This is a genomic window from Nonomuraea lactucae (assembly GCF_003313395.1).
GTDB classification, from domain to species: domain Bacteria; phylum Actinomycetota; class Actinomycetes; order Streptosporangiales; family Streptosporangiaceae; genus Nonomuraea; species Nonomuraea lactucae.
On record NZ_QNFZ01000286.1, the window covers coordinates 22,410 to 42,079 of the forward strand.

The window sequence follows — 19,670 nt, forward strand, 5'->3', positions numbered from 1 at the left end:
ACCGGGGTGGCTCCGGGTGCCCGCATCGCGGTGTACAGGCGTTGTGGCACAACTCGGCCAACAACAACGCGGTCGGCTCCGAGGTTGATCTCGTCGCGGCCATCGACGCCGCTGTCGCCGACGGTGTCGACGTCATCAACTTTCGGTCCAGGACCGGGACGACCAGGTCGCCGCCACCGACGTGGCGTTCTACCACGCCGCCGCCGCGGGTGTGTTCGTCGCGGCGATCGCCGGTAACTCGGGTCCGGGTGCGGGAACCGTGGACAACGCCATGCCGTGGATGACACCGTCGGCGCCGGCACCCACGACGTGCAATACGCCAAGAAGGTGTCGCTCGGCAACGGCTCCACGTACGAGGGCACGGGAATCGGTGCCGACGTTCCGTCGGCACCGCTGGTCGACGCCTCGACCGCCGGGGTGCGGTCACCGTGCGAACCTGCGCGCAGCAACTGCTCTACGAGGTGCACGACCCGGCCGGCTACGTCACGCCGGACGCGATCGCGGACTTCTCGAGGGCTCGGCTCGACGAACTCGGCCACGACGCCGTCGCGGTTTCCGATATCACCGGCCGGCCACGACCGGCCACCCTGAAGGTCTCCGTGGCCTACCGCGCCGGTTACCTCGGCGAAGGGCAAATCTCGTACGCCGGGGCCCAAGCCGCCACTCGCGGTCAACTCGCGCTCGACGTGGTCGCCGAAAGGTTGCGGCGACGCGGCATCGCCGCCACCGACATCCGCTTCGAGCTGATTGGGGTCGGCGCCGTGCACCGTGGCGCCGCCCCTGCGAGGGGCGAACCGGCCGAGGTCCGAGCCCGCGTCGCCGGCAGAACCGCCGACCGCGACCAGGCGGAGTGGATCGGGCACGAGGTGGCCGCGCTGTGGCTCAACGGGCCCGCCGGCGGGGCCGGAGCCACCACCCACGTCCACGAGGTGATCGCCGTCGCGTCGGTGCTGCTGCCGCGGGACCGGATCACCACCCAGATCACGATGATGGAGTCCTGACCATGCGGCTGCACGACATCGCCTACGCGCGGGCTGGCGACAAGGGCAACATCTCCGACATCTCGCTGGTCGCCTACCGCGCCGCCGACTACCCGATCCTGCGCGAGTACGTCACCGCCGAACGGGTCCGAGCCCACTTCGCCGATGTCGTCCCCGGGCGGGTGGAGCGCTACGTACTTCCACAGCTGTTCGCGCTGAAGTTCGTGCTGCACGGCGCGCTGGATGGCGGCGTGACCCGCACCGTCAACCTGGACGCCCACGGCAAAGCGCTCGGCTCCTGCTTACTGGAGCTAGATCTGCCAGACCTGGCCGTTGTCCACCATCGCAGCAGTCAACCGAGCGAGAGCAGAGCGCAGTGGCACAGCTGACCGGCGACGAAGCGATCGACGTAGAACACGTCGACCTACACGCGGCGGGACGACCGCGCACGATGACACTCGTACGCCGGCGCGATCTTTGTCCGGGCGCACCGGCCGTACTCGTCTTCCACGGTTCGAACCAGGACGGGAACAGGATCCGGCGGTTCGCCTTCAACTCCCTCGACCGGTTCGCCGAGCGCTCGGGTGCGGTCGTCGCGTACCTCGACGGATACGAGAAGGGCTGGAACGACGCCCGGCTGTCGTCTCCCTTCGCGGCCCGACGCGACGGCGTCGACGACGTCGCCTTCACCCTTGCCGTCGCCGACCACTTGGCCGCCCGGTACCGGGTCGACAAGTCACGCGTCTACGTCGTCGGATACACGGAGGTATGGCCAGCCTCTTCGGATTCCGGCCCCGAGGTCTGGGCCTGTCCGCCCTGGAGACCGCCGCCTACTACGCCGCCCGCAACGGCATCACCACCCCACCGACAGTTCACCGGCTCCCGGCCACCGCCGCCGACGACAAGACCGACATCGAACGGGCCGACTACCGGCACGTGGGCCGGCCGCCCGTGACGCTCTACACCATCCCGGCCCCACGAAGGGCGGCCGCATCATGGGTCGGGCCACCCGCCATCTCGTCGCGGCAGACGCCATCAGCGAATTCTTCGGCCTGCCCGACAAGACCGCAACAGAACGCGGTGGATTGAAATGAAGGTACGGAAACATCATGTCGCGGTCGCGGCCGACGCCCTCGCGACCGGCGTGGTCGCGCCCGGCGTGGTCGCGCCCGCTCCGGTGTTCGCCATCAACAGTGTCGCCTACGGCACCCAGACCGACCTCCTCCAGGTATCGACTGTCCAGGCCGACCATGAGGCGAACCCAAGCCGCGGTATGCCGTTGCGGGAGGACGTACCGAACCGAAAACGACCGTGATCGATTCCCGTGCTGTGAACCCGTCGCGCCGTACCGCCTCGTGGCCGTGGCGGACCTCGTCCTCACCGGGCCTACGCGGCCGGGGCCGGTCACTATGGACGATCACTCCCATCGACGCCGGGGACGGCCGAGCCGGGTAGGTCCGAGCACAGGCCGCGGACGATGTACTCAAGCTGGGCGTCGATCAGCGCGGTGCCGTGCTCTGGCGACAGGTTGGACAGGCTGCTCAGCAGCAGGACAGCCAACCCGTGCACCGCGGCCCAGGCGTACAGTGCGCCGCCCTCGACGTCGTGGTCGGCCAGCAGGTCCACGTCGCGCAGATCAGCGAGCGCTTCGCAGAGCAGGCCCCACGGCGACGGCCCCCAGTCGTACTGGGCGGGTATCTCGGTGCCGAACCGGTCATGTTCGAACGCGGTCGCGAACAACCCGGGCTCGTCGAGCGCGAAACGCACGTAACCGCGGCCCTCCGCTTGCAGCCGCTCGATCGCGTCGCGCCGCGGATCGCCGGTCGCCCTGACCCGGGCGAGCTCGGCCAGCATCGACTTCGCCATGCGCTCGTAGCCACGTTCGGCGACGGCGTCGACCAGATCGGACCGCGCCGCGAAGTGCCGGTAGGCCGCGGTCGCCGTGACGCCCACGCTACGGGCCACCCCCCGCAGGACGATCGCCGAAGGGCCGCCGGTGCGGGCCAGCTCTGTTGCCGCGTCCACCATCGCCTGCCGCAGGTTGCCGTGGTGGTAGCCGGAAGTCTCGCTCGGCAACTTCACCATAGGTATATGTTAACACTGTGAACATTGCCTCTCAGATTCATACGTGCATGATGCCAAACGAGCTGTCAGCTCAGCCCAGCAGGCCGGCACGCATAGGACTTTCCCTACAGACCAACTGCGCCGATTCCGCTCACAGCGAGCCAGTGACGCGTGGACGCAAGTCAGGAGAGTGATGTCGGAAAACCAATGGATGCCGCTCCCCGAAGCGGGCGTAGGTGGCGTTCCTGTTCGCGTCCGTGCCGGCAAAACTCTGGCTGGACACCCTGTCGCGGCTCCGCATGGGCCCTCCCCACACTCGCCACACCTTCCTCTGGCGGCCACGAACGGGCAACGTCTGCTGGGCGATCGCCTGCAACGGGCACGGGACCGGGGATTCGTCGGCCGAGCCGCCGAGATCGATCTGTTCCGCACCGCGCTGGACCCCGCCACCCGCACCTTCTGCACGCTCTACCTGTACGGGCACTGCGGTGTCGGCAAGACGACGCTGCTGCGCCGGCTGGCGGAGGAGGCTGCCCACGCCGGCTACGGCGTCGTCCAGATCGACGGACGCGCGGTCGATCCGTCGCCGGCCGGGTTCGAGGCCGCCGCTCTCCAGGCTTTCGGAGAGCGGCAGGTCTTGCTCGTCGACGTGTTCGAGCAGTGCCAGGGCCTGGAGGACTGGCTGCGGGAGGACTTCCTCGGCCGGTTGCCAGACGGGACCGTGGTCGTGATCGCCAGCCTGCGGGAACCCGACGTACGGTGGCGGACCGATCCCGCATGGACCGGCGCGCTCCGAGTCGTGCAGCTTGGCGACTTCGCCCGCGACGAAGCGGCCGTCCTGATGGACAGCCGTGGTGTACCGACCGAACTCCACGACTCCCTGTTCACCTTCACCCGCGGCCATCCATTCGCGTTGACGCTGGCCTCATGGGTGGCCACCCAGAACGCCCGGAACATGGCCTGGCGGCGACCCTACGACCCGGTACGCAAGCGGCTACTCGACGAAATCGTCGGCGACGTACCGTCGCCGGCGCACCGGCAAGCCCTGGAAGTCTGCGCCCACGCGTTAAACACCACGGAGAGTGTGCTGCGCACCTTCCTCGACGACGACGCCGAGGCGGGCTTCGCCTGGCTTTGGGAACAGCCGTTCATCGAGTCGGGCCCGCATGGTCTGTATCCCCAGGACCTGGTCCGGGAACTCCTCAGCACCGATCTGCGCTGGCGTGATCCCAACCGCTGGCAGGCGATGCGGTGCCGCATCCACACGTTCCTCGCTGACCAGGTCATTCAGGCGCGCGAGGCCGCCGTGGTGCCGGCCCTGATGGAACTTACCTACCTGTACCGCGACAGCGAGGTGACGAACCGGTTCCTTACCTGGCGCGGCCGCGGCGAGATCTACGAGGACACCTATCGCCGCGATGACCGCGATGCGCTGCACCGCATGGCGCGGTTCCACATGTCCGAGCCAACCGTGGCGCTCATCGACCAATGGCTGAACCGCCGGCCGCAAGCGTTCTTCGTCTACCGCCGCTCCGACACCCACCAGCCGGTAGCTTTCTTGGCGCTGCTCAAGTGGACCGCCCAGCACCCAGACAGCATCGCTGACGGCGTGATGGCGGCCGCCTGCGGGCACACCGAACGGGTCGCCCCGTTGCAGCCGGGGGAACACGCCACCGTCGCGCGGTTCATCGCCCAGGAAGGCGGGCCGCCGATGCCTTCCCCCGCCCTCGACCTGATCAACTTGCGGCTACTCGCGTCGGCATGTCTCGACGGCGATTCGGCATGGTCGTTCATCACCGTGCAGAACCCCGAGGTTTGGGAACCGCTGCTCGACCATATCGGCTATCGCCGAATCGCCGGTGCTGCGGAGGCCTTGTACGCGCATGAATGGCGGGGAGCGCCCGTTGCCGTCCGGCTGAACAGACTCAGTGAGCGGCTGCTGCACGTCCCGGGCACGTACCGGCCGGCGGCGGAGGATGAGGACCAGGGGACCCTGTCACGGGAGGACTTCGACACCGCTGTCCGCGCCGCGCTGCGCACCTTCCCCAACTGGTACGCCCTGGCCCGGAATCCCCTGATGAGGACCAGGCTGGCCGGGCAAGGCGAGGTGGATGAGCGTGTGGAGACCCTACGTGAGGCGATCATCGATGCGGTCGACTCACTACGCGGACAGCGGCGCCGGCTGAGCAACAGCCACCGAGTCCTCGCCGCCACGTTCTTCCACCCCGAGGCTACCCGCGCCGCAACCGCGGCCCGGCTCGGGCTGCCGTTCGGGACGTATCGCGGCTACCTCGCCGTCGGCACCGAACACGTGGTGGACGAACTCTGGCGACGCGAGACCGGGACCCGGGGTGGGGCAGTCCAGGCAGACCCACATCCTGCTGCCGGCGGGCCTCGCCCATCTGGAGCGGGAACCACCGCATGCGGATCGCACACTTGACCGATCTCGGCGGACGTCGTCACAACCTGATCAGCGGCGCGTGGGAACGTCGGTGCGGTCGACGGCCGCTGCCCACGCACCACCAACCCACAGTTCGAAAAGGGAATGACGATAGCATTCGCGCATGCCGCCCTGCTCCGTGACCGAGCGGTACCGACGCACCCTCCCGACGTCGACCGAGCCGCCATCAGCGCTTTCCCCTTCGTTTGCGGTCTCTGGTCAGATCAGGGCAGTTTGCCGGTACGGATCCACTCCTCCGTGTAGGCACGGGTGGAAACGTCCGCGTACTCGATCCGCGTGCCGAAGAGGTCGGGAGCAGTGATGATCGCGATCGGCGCTGAGTCGGCGTCCATGCGCACCACGGATTCGATGCCGATGTTCTGTTCTTTCAGTAGGGCCATCCGCCGCGGCATGTCATCCTCCCAGCAGGCGTAGTAGAGGATGCGACCGACGTTGTGTGGGCCGAAGATGCCGGCTCCGGTCGCCTCGATCAGCTCGAAGTAGGGCTCCCGGGTCTGCGACAGGGCCTGCCGCTGCCGGAAGTTCGTGAACACCCTGCCGTTGTCCTCAAGGTAGGGGCTGATGGTGTAGGCCGGCTCGGTGAAGGTCACCCCGAATACCTCGCTGTAGCGGTCGATGGCCGCCTCCAGATCGGGCACAACCATGCCGACGTGGTAGTAGGACTGCGGTAGATGCGCAGTGGTCACGTGTCTTCCTTGTTGTCGATCGCTGTCGCGTCTTCATGGCGGTCCGTGCTTCCACAAACCAGGAGCAAGAACAGCGTCCGCCCGGCAGGTGCTCAGAAAAAAGGTCATTGTCTGCCACTCTTGGCCTAACTCCTGCGAGAGCCTCGGCAAACCTGGGGCGTTCGACCAGAGCCCTGGGCTTCCCGATCGGGTGGCTGAGGTCGCCGAGTCGCTGGCGACGAGCGGGGACAGTGATTCGCCGATTGGCAAAGTCGATGTCGTCGAGTGTCAGGTGCCAGATGGCTCCGGTGCGGGCGGCGTTCCCAGCGGACAGGGCGATGATGACACGCCCGGCGGGGTCGACGGTCAGCTGCTCGACAGTTTGGATCTCCTGGTCCGCTACCGGGAGCAGGGCGAAGTCGACTGGCATCGTAGGAGATGACCGCCATGCCGGTGTCAGCGGCACCGAGCACGGCATCAGGGTGAACGGCGTCAATCCCGACGGAGTGGTCCGCGGGCCCGGCATCTTCGCCTTCGGGTGAGGCACGAACCACGCGGCGGGTTTACCCATGGCCACCGCCGCTGACACTGATCTCCTTCGGCCACCCGCACGGCTCGCCGCCGGCGGCACCGCATCGTTGCGCCGGGCCTGGCCCGGCGCAACGATGCGGTGGGCGATTGAGACATGCCCAGCGAGTCCGTAACGCTCTACACCCCGACGGCGACGATCCAAAGCTCCCACTGGCGTGGGCTTTGTGGTTCTCGATCGTCGTGAAGAAGCAGATCTCCGCAGCGGGGGCAGCGGCCACTTCGCTCCCTGATCGGGCTCACACACCTAGATCATTTATCTGACATGTTCTAGGACATCCCAAGCATCTCCCTGGCCTCGTCGGGAGTGGCCACTTCCCTGCCCATGATGTCCTTGGCCATGGCTACCACCCGCTCGGCGAGCTCGGCGTTCGTGGGTGCGCCTTCTTCCGGGTAGGCGTAGTCCCCGATGCCGATGGCGAGATGACCACCGCGCGCGATGACCTCGGGCGCGAGCTTCAAGAGGCTGCCGCCGTAGACCAGCGCGGACCACTCGATGGGCAGGGAATCCGGAATGAGGCTCAGGTACGCGTTCAGCCCGGCCAGGGAACCCGGGTGACTGCAGAACGCCGGGCCTTCACTCATGGTGAGGGACGCCCAGACCGGCCCATCGAGGATCTTCATGCGATGGAAAACATCGGTCAGCCGCAGCTGTGACGCGTTCCAGATGGTCGGGTAGGGCTTGACTCCGAGGTCCCGGAGGCTCTCGGCGAAGAAGCGGAGGGTCCTTGTGGTGTTGATGTAGACGGTCTCCGTGGTGGCGAAGTCGGTCCCGTCTTCGGTGAGCAGATCCAGGTTGCTGCTTCCCATGTCCAGCGGCGCGAAGTCGGGCCTGAGCCCGTCCTCGGTCAGCTTCCTGATGGGGTCGAGCCGCACGGAGGAATCGGGGGTCTGCTGCTCGGCCCCCAGCGTGGCGTGCACGAGGATGTCGGAGCCGGCCCGGATCCGGTTCATCACCGCGTGGTAGGTGTCGTAGCTCAGGCCGGGGGCACCCTGCGGCGTCCGGGGATGGAAGTGGAAAATCGTGGCTCCGGCCGCCCGGCAGGCGTCGGCCTCCGCTCCCAGTTCCTCGGGCGTCCACGGGACATGGGGGTTCCCGTCACGCATGGCGTACTCGTTGGCGCGGATCTCGAGGATGAGCTTCTTGTGCATGATCACTTTCTTCTTACACTCAGATACCGAATCTATGGACTGTGAGCGCAGCCCAGGTAAATACGACTGTGGCGGGTCGGGCGGTAAACCTACAGGTGTAGTCGATCGGGCCCGCCGAGATGGCGGGCCGGCCGCTGCGGCATCGGGCGGACCGCGTCACTTCGCTGAGATCTTCTCCAGCGACCTCCGGGTTGTGTGTGGGCCGAACAGGGCCACGGACGCCCCCATGACGAGCAGGCCGAGACCGAGAAGGAGGTACAGCCCAGGTGCCCCGAGGCTGCCGTACATCGCCGCGACGGCGAGCCCCGAGGCGATTCCGGCGATCCTGCCGATCCCGTTCACGGTGCCTGCGCCCACACCCCGCACCTCCGTCGGGAAGATCTCCGGAATGTACGTGTAGAAGCTCGTGCTGGCCGCGGCCAGGGCGGTTTGGGCGACGAGGCCGGTCACGATCGTCAGCGTGGTGCCGCTGACCGCGCCGAAGGCGATCAGCGCCACGCCCGCGACGGACCCCGAAATCAACAGGGCCGTCTTGCGCTCGATTCGATCCGCGACGGCGAACAGGAAGACCGGCGCGGCGAGTGAGCCGAAGGCGATGATGCTCGCGATTTGGAGCGCCTCACTCTGCTCCATGCCACGACCGACGAGGATCGTCGGAACCCACGACACGAATCCGTAGACGCAGAAGATCAGCATGGAGAACGTGGTCGCGAGTACGACCAGCCGACGCGCGTATTCACGTTTGAACAGTTCCCGGAACGACCCCTGCCGCACGATCGGTGCCTCGGGCTCGACCGGTGGGAGCGGGCCGCGCCGACCGGCGACCGTCTCCAGCCTTTCGACCACCGTGGTGGCCCTGGCGGTCTGGCCGTGCGTGACCATCCACCGCACCGTCTCGGGCAACGCGACCGCCACGGTGACAGCGACGAACACGCCGACCGCCCCAAGAGCGAAGACCCACCGCCAGGCGCCCTCGCCGCTGGGTGCGATCGCCAGAGCCACGAAGGCGGTCAACGGCGAAGCCACGAATCCGAAGAACATCATCACGGTGAAGGACCGGCCCCGGGAGACCTTCGGGAACATCTCGCTGATGTACACCATGATCACGCCCGTCGCGGCCTGGACTCCGACGCCGGTCAGGATGCGACTGACGGCGAGCACCTCGAAGTTCGGTGCGAGCGCCGACATGAGCGAGGTGACGCTGTAGAAGACCGAGCTCCAGATGAGCACGGGCCTCCGGCCGACCTGGTCGGAGAGGCGCCCACCCAGGACGGCACCGACCAGCATCCCGATGAAGACGGACGAGGTCACGAACCCGACCTGGCCGATGCTCAGTCCCCACTCTTTCCGGATGGCGGGAGCGAGGTAGGCGAATACGATATTGTCGAAGCTCTCGATGAGATAGCCCATCCCGAGCACCACGAGCCAGAAAATCTGGATCTTTGTGATGGGCAGCCGGTCCAACCGGCCGATCGGTCCGGCGGTGCTGGGCGGCCCGGCCGAGCCGGCGGCGTCAGCGCCGATAGGGTGCGGAGTTGTCATCTTCGCCTCTCAAGGGGGCCCAATGTGCGGACAGAGGCCGGCGTCGGGTCTCGTCGTCGGTACGAGGGTGAGAAGAACTGCGGGACGGCCCTGCAGCGCCGTTTGAGCACTCGGCTCACTTGAACCCGTCGCCATGTGTGAGGTACGACACTATGGCGGCCGGTCCTCGACGCCCACCTACACATGTCGGCGATAACACGGTCACGACCCTACGGACGTCGAGTGCCCCCAGGTTACGGAGCCGGCGACGGGGTAATGGCCCGGGAGTCAGGAATCAGGTCCCCCACTCGCGGGTAGGACCGCCGCATTGCTGCGGATCTCGGTCACCTGCCGCACGCTGAGCAGCGTGTTCGACAGGCTTCGGAGCATCAGTTCTACAGGCTGCGGACCGCTTGTGGTCCCCCGTCCGCGTCACCGCGAAGATCCGTTGCGGCAGTCGTCGTACTCGATCCTCGGCCGCACGCCAGTCCACGCGTTCAGCCAGTCCCGGATCATGTGGGGTCCTGGTCGGCCAACTTCATGACCACGCATCAGCGCTACCAAGCCGGGGATCATGATGACTGGCACGTGGAGCGCCGCAGCGTGTGCATCTACAGTCAGGTGACGTCCACCACCGCCTCCGAGGTCGCCTCGATGATCAAGGGGCTGCTGCTGCCGCACCTGACCGACGCGGAGATCGATCGCCAGTACACCGGCATTCACGGCGCCTCGGTCGTCGGATTCGCCTTCTCCGAACTTCTGGGCTTCCGGCTGCTGCCCGGTCGAAGAACATCGGCTCGGCGTGGTTGTACCGGCCCGGCCTGGGTGAGCACGAGGCCTGGCCGCGCCTGGAGGAGGTGCTGTCGAACAAGACCATCGACTGGGACCTGATCTCCCGCCACTACGATCAGAAGATCAAATACGCCACGGCCTGCGGTTGCGGACCGCCGAGTCGCATCAGATGCCCGGCCGTTACGGCAGAAGGGATCGTACGGATTCGGGTGAGCGGCCGACCACCGCCGTTCCGTCGTCCGCGGTGATGATGGGCCGTTGGATCAGGATCGGGTGGGCGGCCAGCGCCGCGATCCACTGCCGGCGGTGGCTCTCGTCGCGCGGCCACGCGGTGAGGCCCAGCTCGGCCGCTGCGGGTTCGGTGAGGCGGGTGATGTCCCAGGGCTGCATGCCGAGGCGTTGCAGCACGTCTTCGATCTCTTGGGCGGTGGGCGGTTCTTCCAGGTAGCGCCGCACGGTGTAGGTGGCGCCGGCGTCATCAAGCAGCGAGAGCGCGGAAGCGCATGTGCTGCACGCGGGGTTGATCCAGATTTCCACGACGGTGGTCCTTCGAGCTGTGCTGGGGCCTGCCGGTCATCCGGGCAGGCCGGTCAGGGCGAGGAATTCGCTGCGTGAGCGGGCGTCGGTGCTCAGGGCGCCGAGATCACCCAGGTGTGTCAGTGAGTACGTTGGGAGGAGCGGCCTGCGGATACGAACCCTTCGGCCTGCGTCGCCTCGTCGGCCACGCGGACGCCGTAGCGGTAGGAGAGCCTGCCGCCCAGCCATCCCGACACCGCCAAGGTCAGGAAGGCGGCGGCGTTGAGGGTCAGCGGCCCGGCGGGGACGCTGCCGGTGACGGTCTCGGAGTGTCGCCACAGGAAATTACCGAGGTAGGCGGCGGTCACCAACAGGTTCAGCGTCATGTGGGTCAGCGCCAGCCGGAACGCGCGCGTGCCCGTGGGGACGGCGAACAGGTCCAGGAATCCGGCCATGGCCGCGCCCAGGGCGCCGATCACGCCGACCGCGATCAGCCACATCGCCCCCTGGGACAGGAAGTGCGGATCTGCCACGAGCTGTGAGGCGATGTCGAAAACCAGGCCGGCTGCCCAGGCGCCGATCGGGATCGTGACCAGCATGGGGTGGAACGGGTGCCCGTACGGGCCGGCGAGCGCGGCGCTGACCGGCCGCTTGGCCTGATGCGGCTGGTTCATCACGGCCACCTCCTTTTCGCCAATGGATTTTGGTCTTATTAGGGATGGTGGTCAAGTAAGGCTGACGAACAGGCCGCTACCCATCGTCTGACAGTGCATGCTGGCGTTATCGTGAAGGCGTGACCTCCGACATGAGTCAGCCGGCCTCTCCGGCGGACGCCGCGCTCGACTCCCTCAGCGTGCTCGGCGAAGGCACCCGGCGGCAGATCTTCGCCTTCATCCGCCGCGCCCACCGACCCGTCACACGCGAGGAGGCAGCCGCCGGCGTCGGCATCTCCCGCAAACTCGCCGCGTTCCACCTGGACAAGCTGGTCGACGCCGGCCTGCTCCGCGCCCGGTACGTGGCCCCCACCGGACTGCGCAAAGTCGGCCGGCAACCCAAGCTTTACGAGCCGACCGACAGCCCCATCCAGGTCAGCATCCCCGACCGCCGCCACGAGCTGCTGGCCGGCCTCCTCCTCCAAGCCGTCCTGACCGAAGGCGACAACGAGACGGCCGCGAACGCCGCCGTACGCACCGCCAGGCAGCACGGCCACGAACTCGGCGGCCAGGACCGCGCACGCCTGCGCCCCGGCCGGCTCGGCGCCGAACGCGGCCTGACCCTGTGCGAGCACATGCTCAACCAGCACGGCTTCGAACCCACCCGCGAAGCCCTCGATCAGCTACGGCTGCGCAACTGCCCCTTTCACCCCCTCGCCGCCCAGGCCCCCGACCTCGTCTGCGGCATGAACCACGCCTTCCTCACCGGGTACCTGCAAGGACTGCAAGCCACGACCGTTCAGGCGGTCCTCGCCTCACGCCCCGGTGAATGCTGCGTCCAACTGCAGCACGCGCAGCCACAGGCCCCGCCCACGGCCGGCTGACACCCCATGCCCGCCTGTCTCCGGTACGAAGGTCAACTCCTACCGCTGATCATCTGTCGTAGAACTACTCGTTTCTGCGAACACAAGCAGTAGCCATTGTTACGCGAGCTACTTTGAGGCCGGTCGCGCCGGCCCGAGTGGGGGCCGTCAGGTGCGTCGGCCGTACAGCAGCGTTATCCGGATCCCCAAGATGGTGGCGAGCCGATCCTCGGCGAGATCCCATCGCAGGCCGTAGCGATCCTGCATCCGCCGAAATCGCGCATAAAGCGTCGTTCGGTGCAGATGGTGTTCCTCTGCGATCGCCTCCGCCTCCGCCTCACGCTCGAGGTATCGGCGCACCATTTTCAAGGTGGTCATGTCCTCACCACCCACGAGCCGCTGCACCCGCGGGTCGACAGACGCGGTCGCCTCGTCCTGGCTCAGGGTGAGGATCAAGCGCCAGGCGCCCAGTTCCTCCCAGACGGCGATGCGCGTTCCGGTCCCCGGCGACTGAGCCAGACGCAACGCGCGAAGGGCCTGGCGGTAGGACAGATGAGTGTGTGCGAGCTCCGCGACCGGGGACCCCAGCCCCACGAACAGCCTGACCTGTTTGCCGTGGCTCGACACCGAGTCCGCATGCGACCGGACCCGGTCGAAGCTCGACTCGGTTAGGTTCCCGAGTATCGCCACGATCCGCCCGGCGATCTCGCTCCACACACTGAAGGGGCCGAGGACCCGTCCCCACAGGTGGTCCGAGATCGTGTCGACGGGCGTCTCGGCCATCAGCACCGCTGCCCGCAGCGGTGACGGCAGGTTGACCATACCGATGTCGTCCAACGTGTCTGCGGCGACGCGGCGCTCCGTCTCGTCCCCGCTGACGATCCCCGCCACGGCGGCGCGCACCCGGAAGCGTGCCAACCGCTCCAGCTCGACCTGCTTCGCCACAGCCGCGAAGGCAGGGTGAAAGGGCTCCAAATCCTCTGCCCGCACCCGTCCATCCGGATCGATCAGATAGATGTACGCCGTTGCCACGCCATTGACCAGGAGCGGGATCACCACGCGTTCGAGCAGGCCCAGTTCGGGCGCGGCGGGGATCCTGGTCATCACCGAAACGGTGTGCGCGAAGTCGTTGACGTGCCGGACCACGGCTTTGCCGAGTTCGGTGTCCACCGCGTTGACGAGGAGGTTGGTCCGGCGTACCTGGTCGGTGAGCTCGACCGGCTGGTCGGAAAATGCCAGGACCCTGTTGTGAGGGTCCAACATGGTCGCCGGAGTCCCGAACGTGCGGTAGAGGTCCGCGACAAGCTCGTGAAACTGGTAGGTCATCCGTTTCCCCCTGACGCCAAGAGGCTCGGCAACCCGCGAGCGGCGTGACCCGACCCTACTCACGGGGGCGCTCAGAGGACAAGGCTCATCACTCCAACTGAAGGGGTGAAGCGGACACATCGCGCGACATCTGTAGGTGGTCGGCCCGACCTCCCATTACTAACGTGACGGTGTCTCGCATGAGCTGGAGGAGGAAAATGGAGAGTGAGATCGCCCCCGCAATATCGTCCGAGCAAAGGATGGGGCAGGCAGGAGCCCAGACCGCCTCGGGCGGTGAAGGGTTCCATCTCAACGGACTCGTCCACAAGCTGAAGAGCGGCGAGTTGGCCCTCGGCGCCTGGGTGCAGGTCGGCGACTACGTAGGTGCGCGCGCTATCGGCGACTCCACAGCCGACTTCGCCATCCTTGATATGGAGCACCACGGGTTCTCCTTCCCCGATCTCGGCCTCACCCTGCAGTGGATGCTCAACCGCAGGACCGCGGCGGCGGTCCCGGCGGTAGCGACGCCCATCGTCCGCATCCCCCCGAACGGGGCCGAGCTCAACCAGTGGGTCGCCAAGCAGACCCTCGACTACGGACCGTTTGGCATCCTCGCGCCGCACGTCACTCACCGGGCACAGATCGAGTCCGCGGTGTCGTCGATGCGATATCCGAGCGGACCAAGCGACTCCGGTCCCGCCGGTGTACGGGGAGCGCTGCCGATGCACGCGATGCGGTACTGGGGTGTCACTGACATCAGCGACTACTTTGACCGCGCCGACCTGTGGCCTCTCAACCCCTCGGGCGACCTCATGCTCACCGTGCTCGTGGAGAGCGTGACCGCGTGGGAGAACATCGACGAGTTGGTCTCCGTGCCCGGTCTCGGGGCGATCATATGGGGACCCGGAGACGGCTCCATGGCCCTCGGCATCCGCAACTACGACATCGGTGATCCTCGGCTCACGCCGTACCGGGAGAAGGTCATCGCCGCGTGCAAGTCGGCAGGCGTGGCCGTCGGGTCCCCCGCTGCGGTCGACCCCTTCGCCGCCATCGACGAAGGATTCGACTTCCTGATGCTCCCGCATTGGGACGAAGACCTCGCCGCCCGTCTGCGGCGTCACACAGAAAGCAGGTAACCGGCGTGTACATCATTGTCGCCCGGACGACCGTCCGAGTCGGAACGGAGAACAAGGCGCGGGAACTCTTCCTGCAGGCCGTCGAGCCCAGCCGCCTTGAGAAAGGCAACGTCGCGTTCTTCGCGCACCAGGACCCGGCCGAGCCCACGGTGTTCGTCTTCTATGAGCAGTGGGCCGACGAGGAGAGCTTCCAGCGTCATATGGCCGAGCCGCACACGATGGCGTTGCTCGGCGCGCTCGAGGACCTCGTGGAGGACCAGGACATGCGTGTCGTCACCCTGCTCTGACCGCCTTCGCCCACCGGCAAGAAGCCGTGAACACCATGAAGTCGCCCGAAGGGGCACTTGCTGATCACCCCTGCCGGGGCGCCGGCCCAGTCGACGACACGCCACGCGGCTAGGAGTCATCCCGCAGGGAGGTTTTCTCGGCGGTCATCCAGGCGGCGATCTTGGCGCGTGAGTTGAACCCGAGCTTGGTCATGATGTGCTCGACGTGGCCTTCGGCGGTGCGCGGGGCGATGACGAGCGCGGCGGCGATCTGCTTGTTGCTCAGTCCCTGCGCGACCAGTTCGGCGACCTCCCGCTCCCGCGCGGTCAGCGGCGAGTGTGCCGTCGTGGTGGCCTGTACCGCTCTGTCCGGTTGGGCGCCGGGTTCGCCTGGCCGGGCGCCGAGCGCCTCGGTGACGGCTCCCTCCACGGTCAATGTGCGGCCCTGCTCCATTGCCTGGGCGAAGGCCCTGTCGCCCAGCTTGTCCTTCAGTGTGGCGGCGTAGCGGTCATGGAACCCGATGAACCGCTCGAACAGGAAAGGTGTGACGCCGGCGGAGCCGCCGACCGCTTCCGCCGCGCCGAACATGCGGGCCGCCCTCTCATACTGTCCCTGGTCGGTGAGGACATAACCCATCGTCTCCATGGTTAGCACGATGTTCATCGGGTCCTGGAGAAGGCGGCCGACCACCAGGCTCTCCCGCGCCAGCACGGTGGCACGCTCGTTGTCACCGTACAGCCACATATGGGTGGCGAAGGCGGTGAGCGTCCAGGCACGGCACAGCGTCTCCCCGTGGCGTTCCGTGAGTGTGAGGCTCCGTTTGAACAGCTCGTGCGCTCGCGGCGCGTCGCCCATGTAGCTGATGGTCACCGCCAACGCGAGCGTGGAGAGCGCGACGCCGAACCCGTCGCCGGTGGCGGTGTGCCCGGCCACCGCCTCCTCTAGCAGGGCGGCCGCTCGCGGGTCGTCACCCATGTAGAGGGCCGCCAGGCCGGACACCGTGGCTGCCATGGCCATGTTCGGCCGGTCGCCCAGCTTCTCCGCCAGCACTCTGGCCTCATCGACCAGCGGCCGGCCGGCCGCGAAGTCGGCCTGATCGAAGGCCATCAGGGCCTCGGCGCACAGCGCCGCAGCGCGGGTGGCGGTCGGTTGGGGGGCGGCCTCCAGCAGGCGGGCGAGCCAGTGCTGGGCCTCGCTGTAGTACGCGCCGGCCAGCCAGTGCGGCCGCAGCAGGTCCGTGGCCATGCGCAGTCCGATCTCGGCTTCCCCGGGCTCGCGCAGGCAGAAGTCCATGGCGGCGCGCAGGTGGGCATTCTCCAGCCTGAGCCGGGTGAACCAGGCGACCTGGTCCGGCCCGAACCATTCGGCCGCCGCGCGATCGACCAGCCCCCGGTACCAGTCCCTGTGGCGGCGCTGCAGTGCGCGCCGTTCCTCGGGTCCGCTCAGGTGCAACCGGCCGAACTCGCGTATGGTCTCCAGCATCCGGTAGCGGACCAGCCCGCCGTGCACCTCGCGCAGCAGCAGCGACTTGTCCAGCAGCGCGTCGAGCAGATCCAGCACCTCCTCCCGCTCGATGCCCTCACCGGCGCAGACAGCCTCCGCCGCGTCCAGGTCGAAGTGGCCAGGGAAGATCGATATGCGGGCCCACAGCCGCTGCTCGGCGGGGGACAGCAGCCGATAGCTCCAGTCGATCAGCGCGCGCAGGGTCTGCTGGCGCGGCACGGCCGTTCGGTTGCCGCCGGTCAGCCAGCGGTAGCGCTCGGCGAGGCGTTCGGCGAGTTGGTCAACCGACAGGGCCCGCAGCCGGACGGCGGCCAGCTCGATCGCCAGGGGGATGCCGTCCAGGTGACGGCACAGCCGTACCACATCGGACTGGTTGCGGCTGGTGACGGAGAAGTCGGGCACCACCGCGATGGCCCGTTCCACCAGGAGGGTGACCGCGTCGTACAGCTTGAGCGCCCCGGGCGTCAGCCGCTCATCGGGCTCGGGGACCGGTAGCGGCGCCACGTTCACCTGGTGCTCGGCCATGATCCCGAGTGACTGACGGCTGGTGGCCAGGATCTGCAGCTCTGGAGCGACCCGCAGGAGATGGTCGGCGAGTGACGCGCAGGCTTGGAGCAGGTGCTCGCAGTTGTCCAGCACGAGCAGGGTGTGGTTGGAGGCCACCACCTTCGACAGCACCTCCAGCGGCGATGCGGAGGGGTCGTCGCGCAGGCCCATGGTCGCGGCCACCGTCTGGACCACGAGCGCGGGGTCGGTGAGGCTGGTGAAGTCGATGAGCCAGACCGCGTCGAAGGCGCGGCGCTGGTCGGTGGCGGCTCGCAGCGCCAGCCGGGTCTTGCCAACGCCGCCCACCCCGGTCAAGGTCACCAGGCGTGAGACTGACAGCAGACGCTTGATCTCAGCCAGCTCCCGCTTTCGGCCCACGAAGCTGGTCAGGTCAGCGGGAAGGTTGCAGACCTGCCGCGTTAACGCAGTACCGGCCACGCTTTTACGTTAGGCCGGGCAATGTCCCTGGTCAAACGGTGAACGATCTCCGCGTAGGTGCCTTCACCGTACCCAGCTCCTGCTAGGGGCAGACGCCGACGCCCCGCTGCCCGGCGACGAAACCCTCCTACGCGCGGACGCGTGAGGGGAGCGCGCGCCGCGGCCACATCCCCGCTAGTCCGCCGGGTGGCCCGAGGGAGTACCGCCTCCGGGCCACCCGGCCGCCCGCTAGTCCCCGGCTATCACGTGAAAGGTGAACCCGGCGCTCGTCGGACAGCGCAGCGGAATGTCGCACTTGATCCGGCGCAGCACCTCGTTCCTGTGAGCCGACGCCGTGATGAGACGGGCTGGACCCGCGCCGAGACCGACGTCGCAGAAGTGATGATCTGGCTGCGCAGCAACCACGGCCGCGAGCTCAGCTACGCCGACATCGCCGCCGGCGTCGGGCCTGGGCGATGAGTTCGGCGCCCGCGACGCGATGTCCGCCGCTCGCACCGCGATGACCGCGATGACCGCGATGAAGGACATGCACCGCGCCACCACCTTCGAGGCTGGCAACGACAAGTCCATCGCCCGCACGGAGTTCGGCACGATGGCCATGGCCGTCGACGAGTGCATCACCAAGCTCGCCGGTCTCGACACGGTTGCCCCCAGGTGGTCAAGAAGGAGAACACCGGCCTGCTCGCCCAGATGATCGCCGAGATGGAAGCCCGGCTCACCGAGTCGGCAGCAGGCTGACCAGGGCCGCCTCCCCGTGTCCTCCTCAGCCGCCCCGGACACGCCTCGCAATCCGACGACCAGTCAGGAGCCCATCGTGACCCCGCTCGAACGCACCCTCGCCAAGGCCCTCACCGAGGTCGTCATCAGGCTGGACCTCAGCGACAACAACGCCATCACGCCCGAAGGCACGATGCAGGTGATCGAGCCGGTGATCGCCATCCTGGACGATCTGTCCGCGATGTGATCAACCGGTTCTCGCAGGAGGAGACCGATTCTGACCGGCAGCTGACCGCCTGGGAAGCGCCCGAGACGCTCGGGCTTCTGACCGATGATCGCCCGTAATCACCCGTGACCGCCCGGACGCGGCCCCCGCCGGCGCCGCTCAACCGGATGCCGGGGCTGCTCTTCGTGCCTGTCGCCGAGGGCAAGACGTCGAAGAACCGGCTCCACCCCGACTTCCACCCCGACGACCAGGAGGCCGAGGTCGCCCGGCTGCTCTCCCTCGGTGCCCGGCGCGTCGACACCGTGCAGGACGAGCAGCACTGGGTGACCCTCCTCGACCCGGAGGGCAACGAGTTCTGCGTCCTGAGTGAGCGGAAGAGCTGAGCGGAAGCACTGGCGGAAGCGCTGATCTCGGCTCGACCCGCTCATGGCCGTCACGGGCTGCGTTCGGTCAACTTGGCCTACGTGAAAGAAGAGATCATCATCCCCTGACCTAGGGAAAGGGTCCTAACGGCGACGGGGCGGCCCGTGGCAAGCTGGGGAACATACTTGTAGATCGTGGAGCGGCTGACGTTCAGCAGCCGGGCGATCGAGGACACGGTGGCGTCGGGTTGGGCGAGCAGGGCGCGGGCGTGCCGGACCTGTTCGGGCGTCGTCGCAGGCGGACGCCCGAGACGAACGCCGCGAGCCTTGGCGGGGCCAGGCCCTCCTGGGTGCCTTCCACGATCAGCTCCCGAATGAACTCGGCGAGGGCGGCGAAGATGTGGAAGAAGAGGCGGCCGCCGGGGGTGGTGGTGTCGAGGGCTTCCTTCAGGGACCGGAAGCCGACGCCGCGGCGCGCAACTTGGCGACGATCGTAAGGCGACGATCGTAATGAGGTCCTGCAGGGAGCGGGCGAGCCGGTCGAGCGAGGGGACGACGAGGGTGTCGCCGGGGCGCAGGTAGTCCAGAGCGTTGGTGAGCTCTTCGCGGTCGGTGTTCTTGCCGCTCAGCTTGTCGGCGAAGATCCGGATGCAGCCGGCGGCTTCGAGCGCGAAGGATGTCGTCGGAGGTCTGGCGGATCACCGAGGCGGGGCCGGACTGTTGGGGAGCGAACCGCCGGGGAGCGTCGTCACACCTCGAGAGTGTAGAGAAAACGTCCTTTGTGAGAGTTGATGAATACTCCGACTTCTCAATGCGTTTCCCGGTGTTGAGAATCGTTCGTTATCTTGAGCCGCCCGAAGGGCGACCTCGACGTTGAGCAAGCCCTGGTGAGGCCTCGAATTCTGCCTGGTGGAT

Annotated in this window: 24 protein-coding genes and 2 pseudogenes; 13 read left to right on the forward strand and 13 right to left on the reverse strand. The window is 67.5% G+C overall.

Features of this window, described 5'->3' with window-relative positions; all coding sequences use genetic code 11:
- Positions 1-314: 314 nt before the first annotated feature.
- Complete coding sequence (locus DQW85_RS19585) at positions 315-1,001, forward strand: acyclic terpene utilization AtuA family protein (protein ID WP_113701740.1); 687 nt, start codon at positions 315-317, stop codon at positions 999-1,001.
- A 2-nt stretch (positions 1,002-1,003) separates the two neighbouring features.
- A complete protein-coding gene (locus DQW85_RS19590; protein WP_113701741.1) occupies positions 1,004-1,369 on the forward strand; it encodes an AtuA-related protein in 366 nt (121 codons plus the stop codon).
- A 35-nt stretch (positions 1,370-1,404) separates the two neighbouring features.
- Here the strand turns inward: DQW85_RS19590 and DQW85_RS44615 are convergent, their stop codons facing one another.
- Positions 1,405-1,689: a hypothetical protein gene (locus tag DQW85_RS44615; RefSeq protein WP_162795131.1), complete on the reverse strand. Its 285-nt coding sequence runs from the start codon at positions 1,687-1,689 to the stop codon at positions 1,405-1,407.
- A 59-nt stretch (positions 1,690-1,748) separates the two neighbouring features.
- On the opposite strand from DQW85_RS44615, the gene DQW85_RS19595 reads away from it, so the two are divergent.
- On the forward strand, positions 1,749-2,069 hold the full coding sequence (locus tag DQW85_RS19595; RefSeq protein WP_113701742.1) for a hypothetical protein: 321 nt from the start codon (positions 1,749-1,751) through the stop codon (positions 2,067-2,069).
- 1 nt (position 2,070) lies between these two features.
- Positions 2,071-2,295, forward strand: coding sequence for a hypothetical protein (locus tag DQW85_RS19600; protein ID WP_113701743.1), 225 nt, complete (start codon positions 2,071-2,073; stop codon positions 2,293-2,295).
- A gap of 92 nt (positions 2,296-2,387) precedes the next feature.
- Here DQW85_RS19600 and DQW85_RS19605 read toward each other — a convergent pair whose 3' ends face one another.
- On the reverse strand, positions 2,388-3,065 hold the full coding sequence (locus DQW85_RS19605; RefSeq protein WP_113701744.1) for a TetR/AcrR family transcriptional regulator: 678 nt from the start codon (positions 3,063-3,065) through the stop codon (positions 2,388-2,390).
- 172 nt (positions 3,066-3,237) lie between these two features.
- On the opposite strand from DQW85_RS19605, the gene DQW85_RS19610 reads away from it, so the two are divergent.
- Positions 3,238-5,484, forward strand: a complete 2,247-nt coding sequence (locus tag DQW85_RS19610; protein WP_113701745.1) for an ATP-binding protein — start codon at positions 3,238-3,240, stop codon at positions 5,482-5,484.
- Positions 5,485-5,708: 224 nt separating this feature from the next.
- Here DQW85_RS19610 and DQW85_RS19615 read toward each other — a convergent pair whose 3' ends face one another.
- Positions 5,709-6,191, reverse strand: coding sequence for a VOC family protein (locus tag DQW85_RS19615; protein ID WP_113701746.1), 483 nt, complete (start codon positions 6,189-6,191; stop codon positions 5,709-5,711).
- Positions 6,192-6,381: 190 nt separating this feature from the next.
- Between DQW85_RS19615 and DQW85_RS44620 the strand changes: the two genes are divergently transcribed.
- Complete coding sequence (locus DQW85_RS44620) at positions 6,382-6,612, forward strand: hypothetical protein (RefSeq protein WP_162795121.1); 231 nt, start codon at positions 6,382-6,384, stop codon at positions 6,610-6,612.
- A 416-nt stretch (positions 6,613-7,028) separates the two neighbouring features.
- Here the strand turns inward: DQW85_RS44620 and DQW85_RS19625 are convergent, their stop codons facing one another.
- Positions 7,029-7,910, reverse strand: coding sequence for a beta-keto acid cleavage family enzyme (locus tag DQW85_RS19625; RefSeq protein WP_162795132.1), 882 nt, complete (start codon positions 7,908-7,910; stop codon positions 7,029-7,031).
- A gap of 156 nt (positions 7,911-8,066) precedes the next feature.
- A complete protein-coding gene (locus DQW85_RS19630) occupies positions 8,067-9,452 on the reverse strand; it encodes an MFS transporter (RefSeq protein ID WP_113701749.1) in 1,386 nt (461 codons plus the stop codon).
- Between the two features lie 519 nt (positions 9,453-9,971).
- Between DQW85_RS19630 and DQW85_RS19635 the strand changes: the two genes are divergently transcribed.
- Entirely contained in the window at positions 9,972-10,322 is a 351-nt protein-coding gene (locus DQW85_RS19635; RefSeq protein ID WP_162795133.1) for a Tn3 family transposase, read from the forward strand.
- Between the two features lie 81 nt (positions 10,323-10,403).
- On the opposite strand, the gene DQW85_RS19640 is transcribed toward DQW85_RS19635, so the two are convergent.
- A complete protein-coding gene (locus tag DQW85_RS19640) occupies positions 10,404-10,760 on the reverse strand; it encodes an arsenate reductase family protein (protein WP_113701751.1) in 357 nt (118 codons plus the stop codon).
- Positions 10,761-10,879: 119 nt separating this feature from the next.
- Entirely contained in the window at positions 10,880-11,413 is a 534-nt protein-coding gene (locus DQW85_RS19645) for a DUF2231 domain-containing protein (RefSeq protein ID WP_113701752.1), read from the reverse strand.
- 119 nt (positions 11,414-11,532) lie between these two features.
- On the opposite strand from DQW85_RS19645, the gene DQW85_RS19650 reads away from it, so the two are divergent.
- Positions 11,533-12,276: a helix-turn-helix transcriptional regulator gene (locus tag DQW85_RS19650; protein WP_205315243.1), complete on the forward strand. Its 744-nt coding sequence runs from the start codon at positions 11,533-11,535 to the stop codon at positions 12,274-12,276.
- Positions 12,277-12,423: 147 nt separating this feature from the next.
- Here DQW85_RS19650 and DQW85_RS19655 read toward each other — a convergent pair whose 3' ends face one another.
- Positions 12,424-13,581, reverse strand: a complete 1,158-nt coding sequence (locus tag DQW85_RS19655; protein ID WP_162795134.1) for a PucR family transcriptional regulator — start codon at positions 13,579-13,581, stop codon at positions 12,424-12,426.
- A gap of 179 nt (positions 13,582-13,760) precedes the next feature.
- Between DQW85_RS19655 and DQW85_RS19660 the strand changes: the two genes are divergently transcribed.
- On the forward strand, positions 13,761-14,696 hold the full coding sequence (locus DQW85_RS19660) for an HpcH/HpaI aldolase family protein (protein WP_113701754.1): 936 nt from the start codon (positions 13,761-13,763) through the stop codon (positions 14,694-14,696).
- Between the two features lie 5 nt (positions 14,697-14,701).
- The gene (locus DQW85_RS19665; RefSeq protein WP_162795135.1) at positions 14,702-14,983 is read left to right on the forward strand and encodes a putative quinol monooxygenase; all 282 of its coding nucleotides are present in this window, start codon (positions 14,702-14,704) and stop codon (positions 14,981-14,983) included.
- A gap of 109 nt (positions 14,984-15,092) precedes the next feature.
- Here DQW85_RS19665 and DQW85_RS19670 read toward each other — a convergent pair whose 3' ends face one another.
- Complete coding sequence (locus DQW85_RS19670) at positions 15,093-17,450, reverse strand: ATP-binding protein (protein ID WP_205315244.1); 2,358 nt, start codon at positions 17,448-17,450, stop codon at positions 15,093-15,095.
- A gap of 228 nt (positions 17,451-17,678) precedes the next feature.
- On the reverse strand, positions 17,679-17,978 hold the full coding sequence (locus DQW85_RS19675) for a hypothetical protein (RefSeq protein ID WP_162795122.1): 300 nt from the start codon (positions 17,976-17,978) through the stop codon (positions 17,679-17,681).
- Here DQW85_RS19675 and DQW85_RS44625 point away from each other — a divergent pair.
- The 3 genes from DQW85_RS44625 to DQW85_RS19680 all read left to right on the forward strand — a co-directional run bounded on the left by DQW85_RS44625 (position 17,968) and on the right by DQW85_RS19680 (position 18,776).
- Complete coding sequence (locus DQW85_RS44625) at positions 17,968-18,144, forward strand: hypothetical protein (protein ID WP_162795136.1); 177 nt, start codon at positions 17,968-17,970, stop codon at positions 18,142-18,144. The two genes, DQW85_RS19675 and DQW85_RS44625, sit on opposite strands and share 11 nt — an antisense overlap.
- A gap of 120 nt (positions 18,145-18,264) precedes the next feature.
- Entirely contained in the window at positions 18,265-18,414 is a 150-nt protein-coding gene (locus DQW85_RS44630; protein ID WP_162795137.1) for a hypothetical protein, read from the forward strand.
- Between the two features lie 104 nt (positions 18,415-18,518).
- Positions 18,519-18,776 (forward strand): VOC family protein, encoded by a 258-nt coding sequence (locus DQW85_RS19680; protein WP_338043399.1) that lies wholly within the window; start codon positions 18,519-18,521, stop codon positions 18,774-18,776.
- Between the two features lie 77 nt (positions 18,777-18,853).
- Here the strand turns inward: DQW85_RS19680 and DQW85_RS46945 are convergent.
- The 3 genes and pseudogenes from DQW85_RS46945 to DQW85_RS47670 form a co-directional block, all read right to left on the reverse strand.
- Positions 18,854-19,051 (reverse strand): annotated as a pseudogene (locus DQW85_RS46945) (helix-turn-helix domain-containing protein); the annotation flags it as partial.
- Positions 18,967-19,206: a recombinase family protein gene (locus DQW85_RS47665; RefSeq protein WP_275888214.1), complete on the reverse strand. Its 240-nt coding sequence runs from the start codon at positions 19,204-19,206 to the stop codon at positions 18,967-18,969. The gene DQW85_RS47665 and the pseudogene DQW85_RS46945, both read right to left, overlap by 85 nt.
- A 58-nt stretch (positions 19,207-19,264) precedes the next feature.
- A pseudogene (locus tag DQW85_RS47670) lies at positions 19,265-19,411 on the reverse strand (recombinase family protein); the annotation flags it as partial.
- Positions 19,412-19,670 lie beyond the last annotated feature (259 nt).

What these genes read in the sequence shown, in the direction of transcription:
- DQW85_RS19675 (WP_162795122.1), bottom strand. Translation starts at nt 17,978, where the DNA reads ATGTCCTTCATCGCGGTCATCGCGGTCATCGCGGTGCGAGCGGCGGAC.
- DQW85_RS19595 (WP_113701742.1), top strand. Translation starts at nt 1,749, where the DNA reads ATGGCCAGCCTCTTCGGATTCCGGCCCCGAGGTCTGGGCCTGTCCGCC.
- DQW85_RS19600 (WP_113701743.1), top strand. Translation starts at nt 2,071, where the DNA reads ATGAAGGTACGGAAACATCATGTCGCGGTCGCGGCCGACGCCCTCGCG.
- DQW85_RS19635 (WP_162795133.1), top strand. Translation starts at nt 9,972, where the DNA reads ATGACCACGCATCAGCGCTACCAAGCCGGGGATCATGATGACTGGCAC.
- DQW85_RS19630 (WP_113701749.1), bottom strand. Translation starts at nt 9,452, where the DNA reads ATGACAACTCCGCACCCTATCGGCGCTGACGCCGCCGGCTCGGCCGGG.
- DQW85_RS19660 (WP_113701754.1), top strand. Translation starts at nt 13,761, where the DNA reads ATGAGCTGGAGGAGGAAAATGGAGAGTGAGATCGCCCCCGCAATATCG.
- DQW85_RS19605 (WP_113701744.1), bottom strand. Translation starts at nt 3,065, where the DNA reads ATGGTGAAGTTGCCGAGCGAGACTTCCGGCTACCACCACGGCAACCTG.
- DQW85_RS19610 (WP_113701745.1), top strand. Translation starts at nt 3,238, where the DNA reads ATGTCGGAAAACCAATGGATGCCGCTCCCCGAAGCGGGCGTAGGTGGC.
- DQW85_RS19645 (WP_113701752.1), bottom strand. Translation starts at nt 11,413, where the DNA reads ATGAACCAGCCGCATCAGGCCAAGCGGCCGGTCAGCGCCGCGCTCGCC.
- DQW85_RS19655 (WP_162795134.1), bottom strand. Translation starts at nt 13,581, where the DNA reads ATGACCTACCAGTTTCACGAGCTTGTCGCGGACCTCTACCGCACGTTC.
- DQW85_RS19625 (WP_162795132.1), bottom strand. Translation starts at nt 7,910, where the DNA reads ATGCACAAGAAGCTCATCCTCGAGATCCGCGCCAACGAGTACGCCATG.
- DQW85_RS44625 (WP_162795136.1), top strand. Translation starts at nt 17,968, where the DNA reads ATGAAGGACATGCACCGCGCCACCACCTTCGAGGCTGGCAACGACAAG.
- DQW85_RS19590 (WP_113701741.1), top strand. Translation starts at nt 1,004, where the DNA reads ATGCGGCTGCACGACATCGCCTACGCGCGGGCTGGCGACAAGGGCAAC.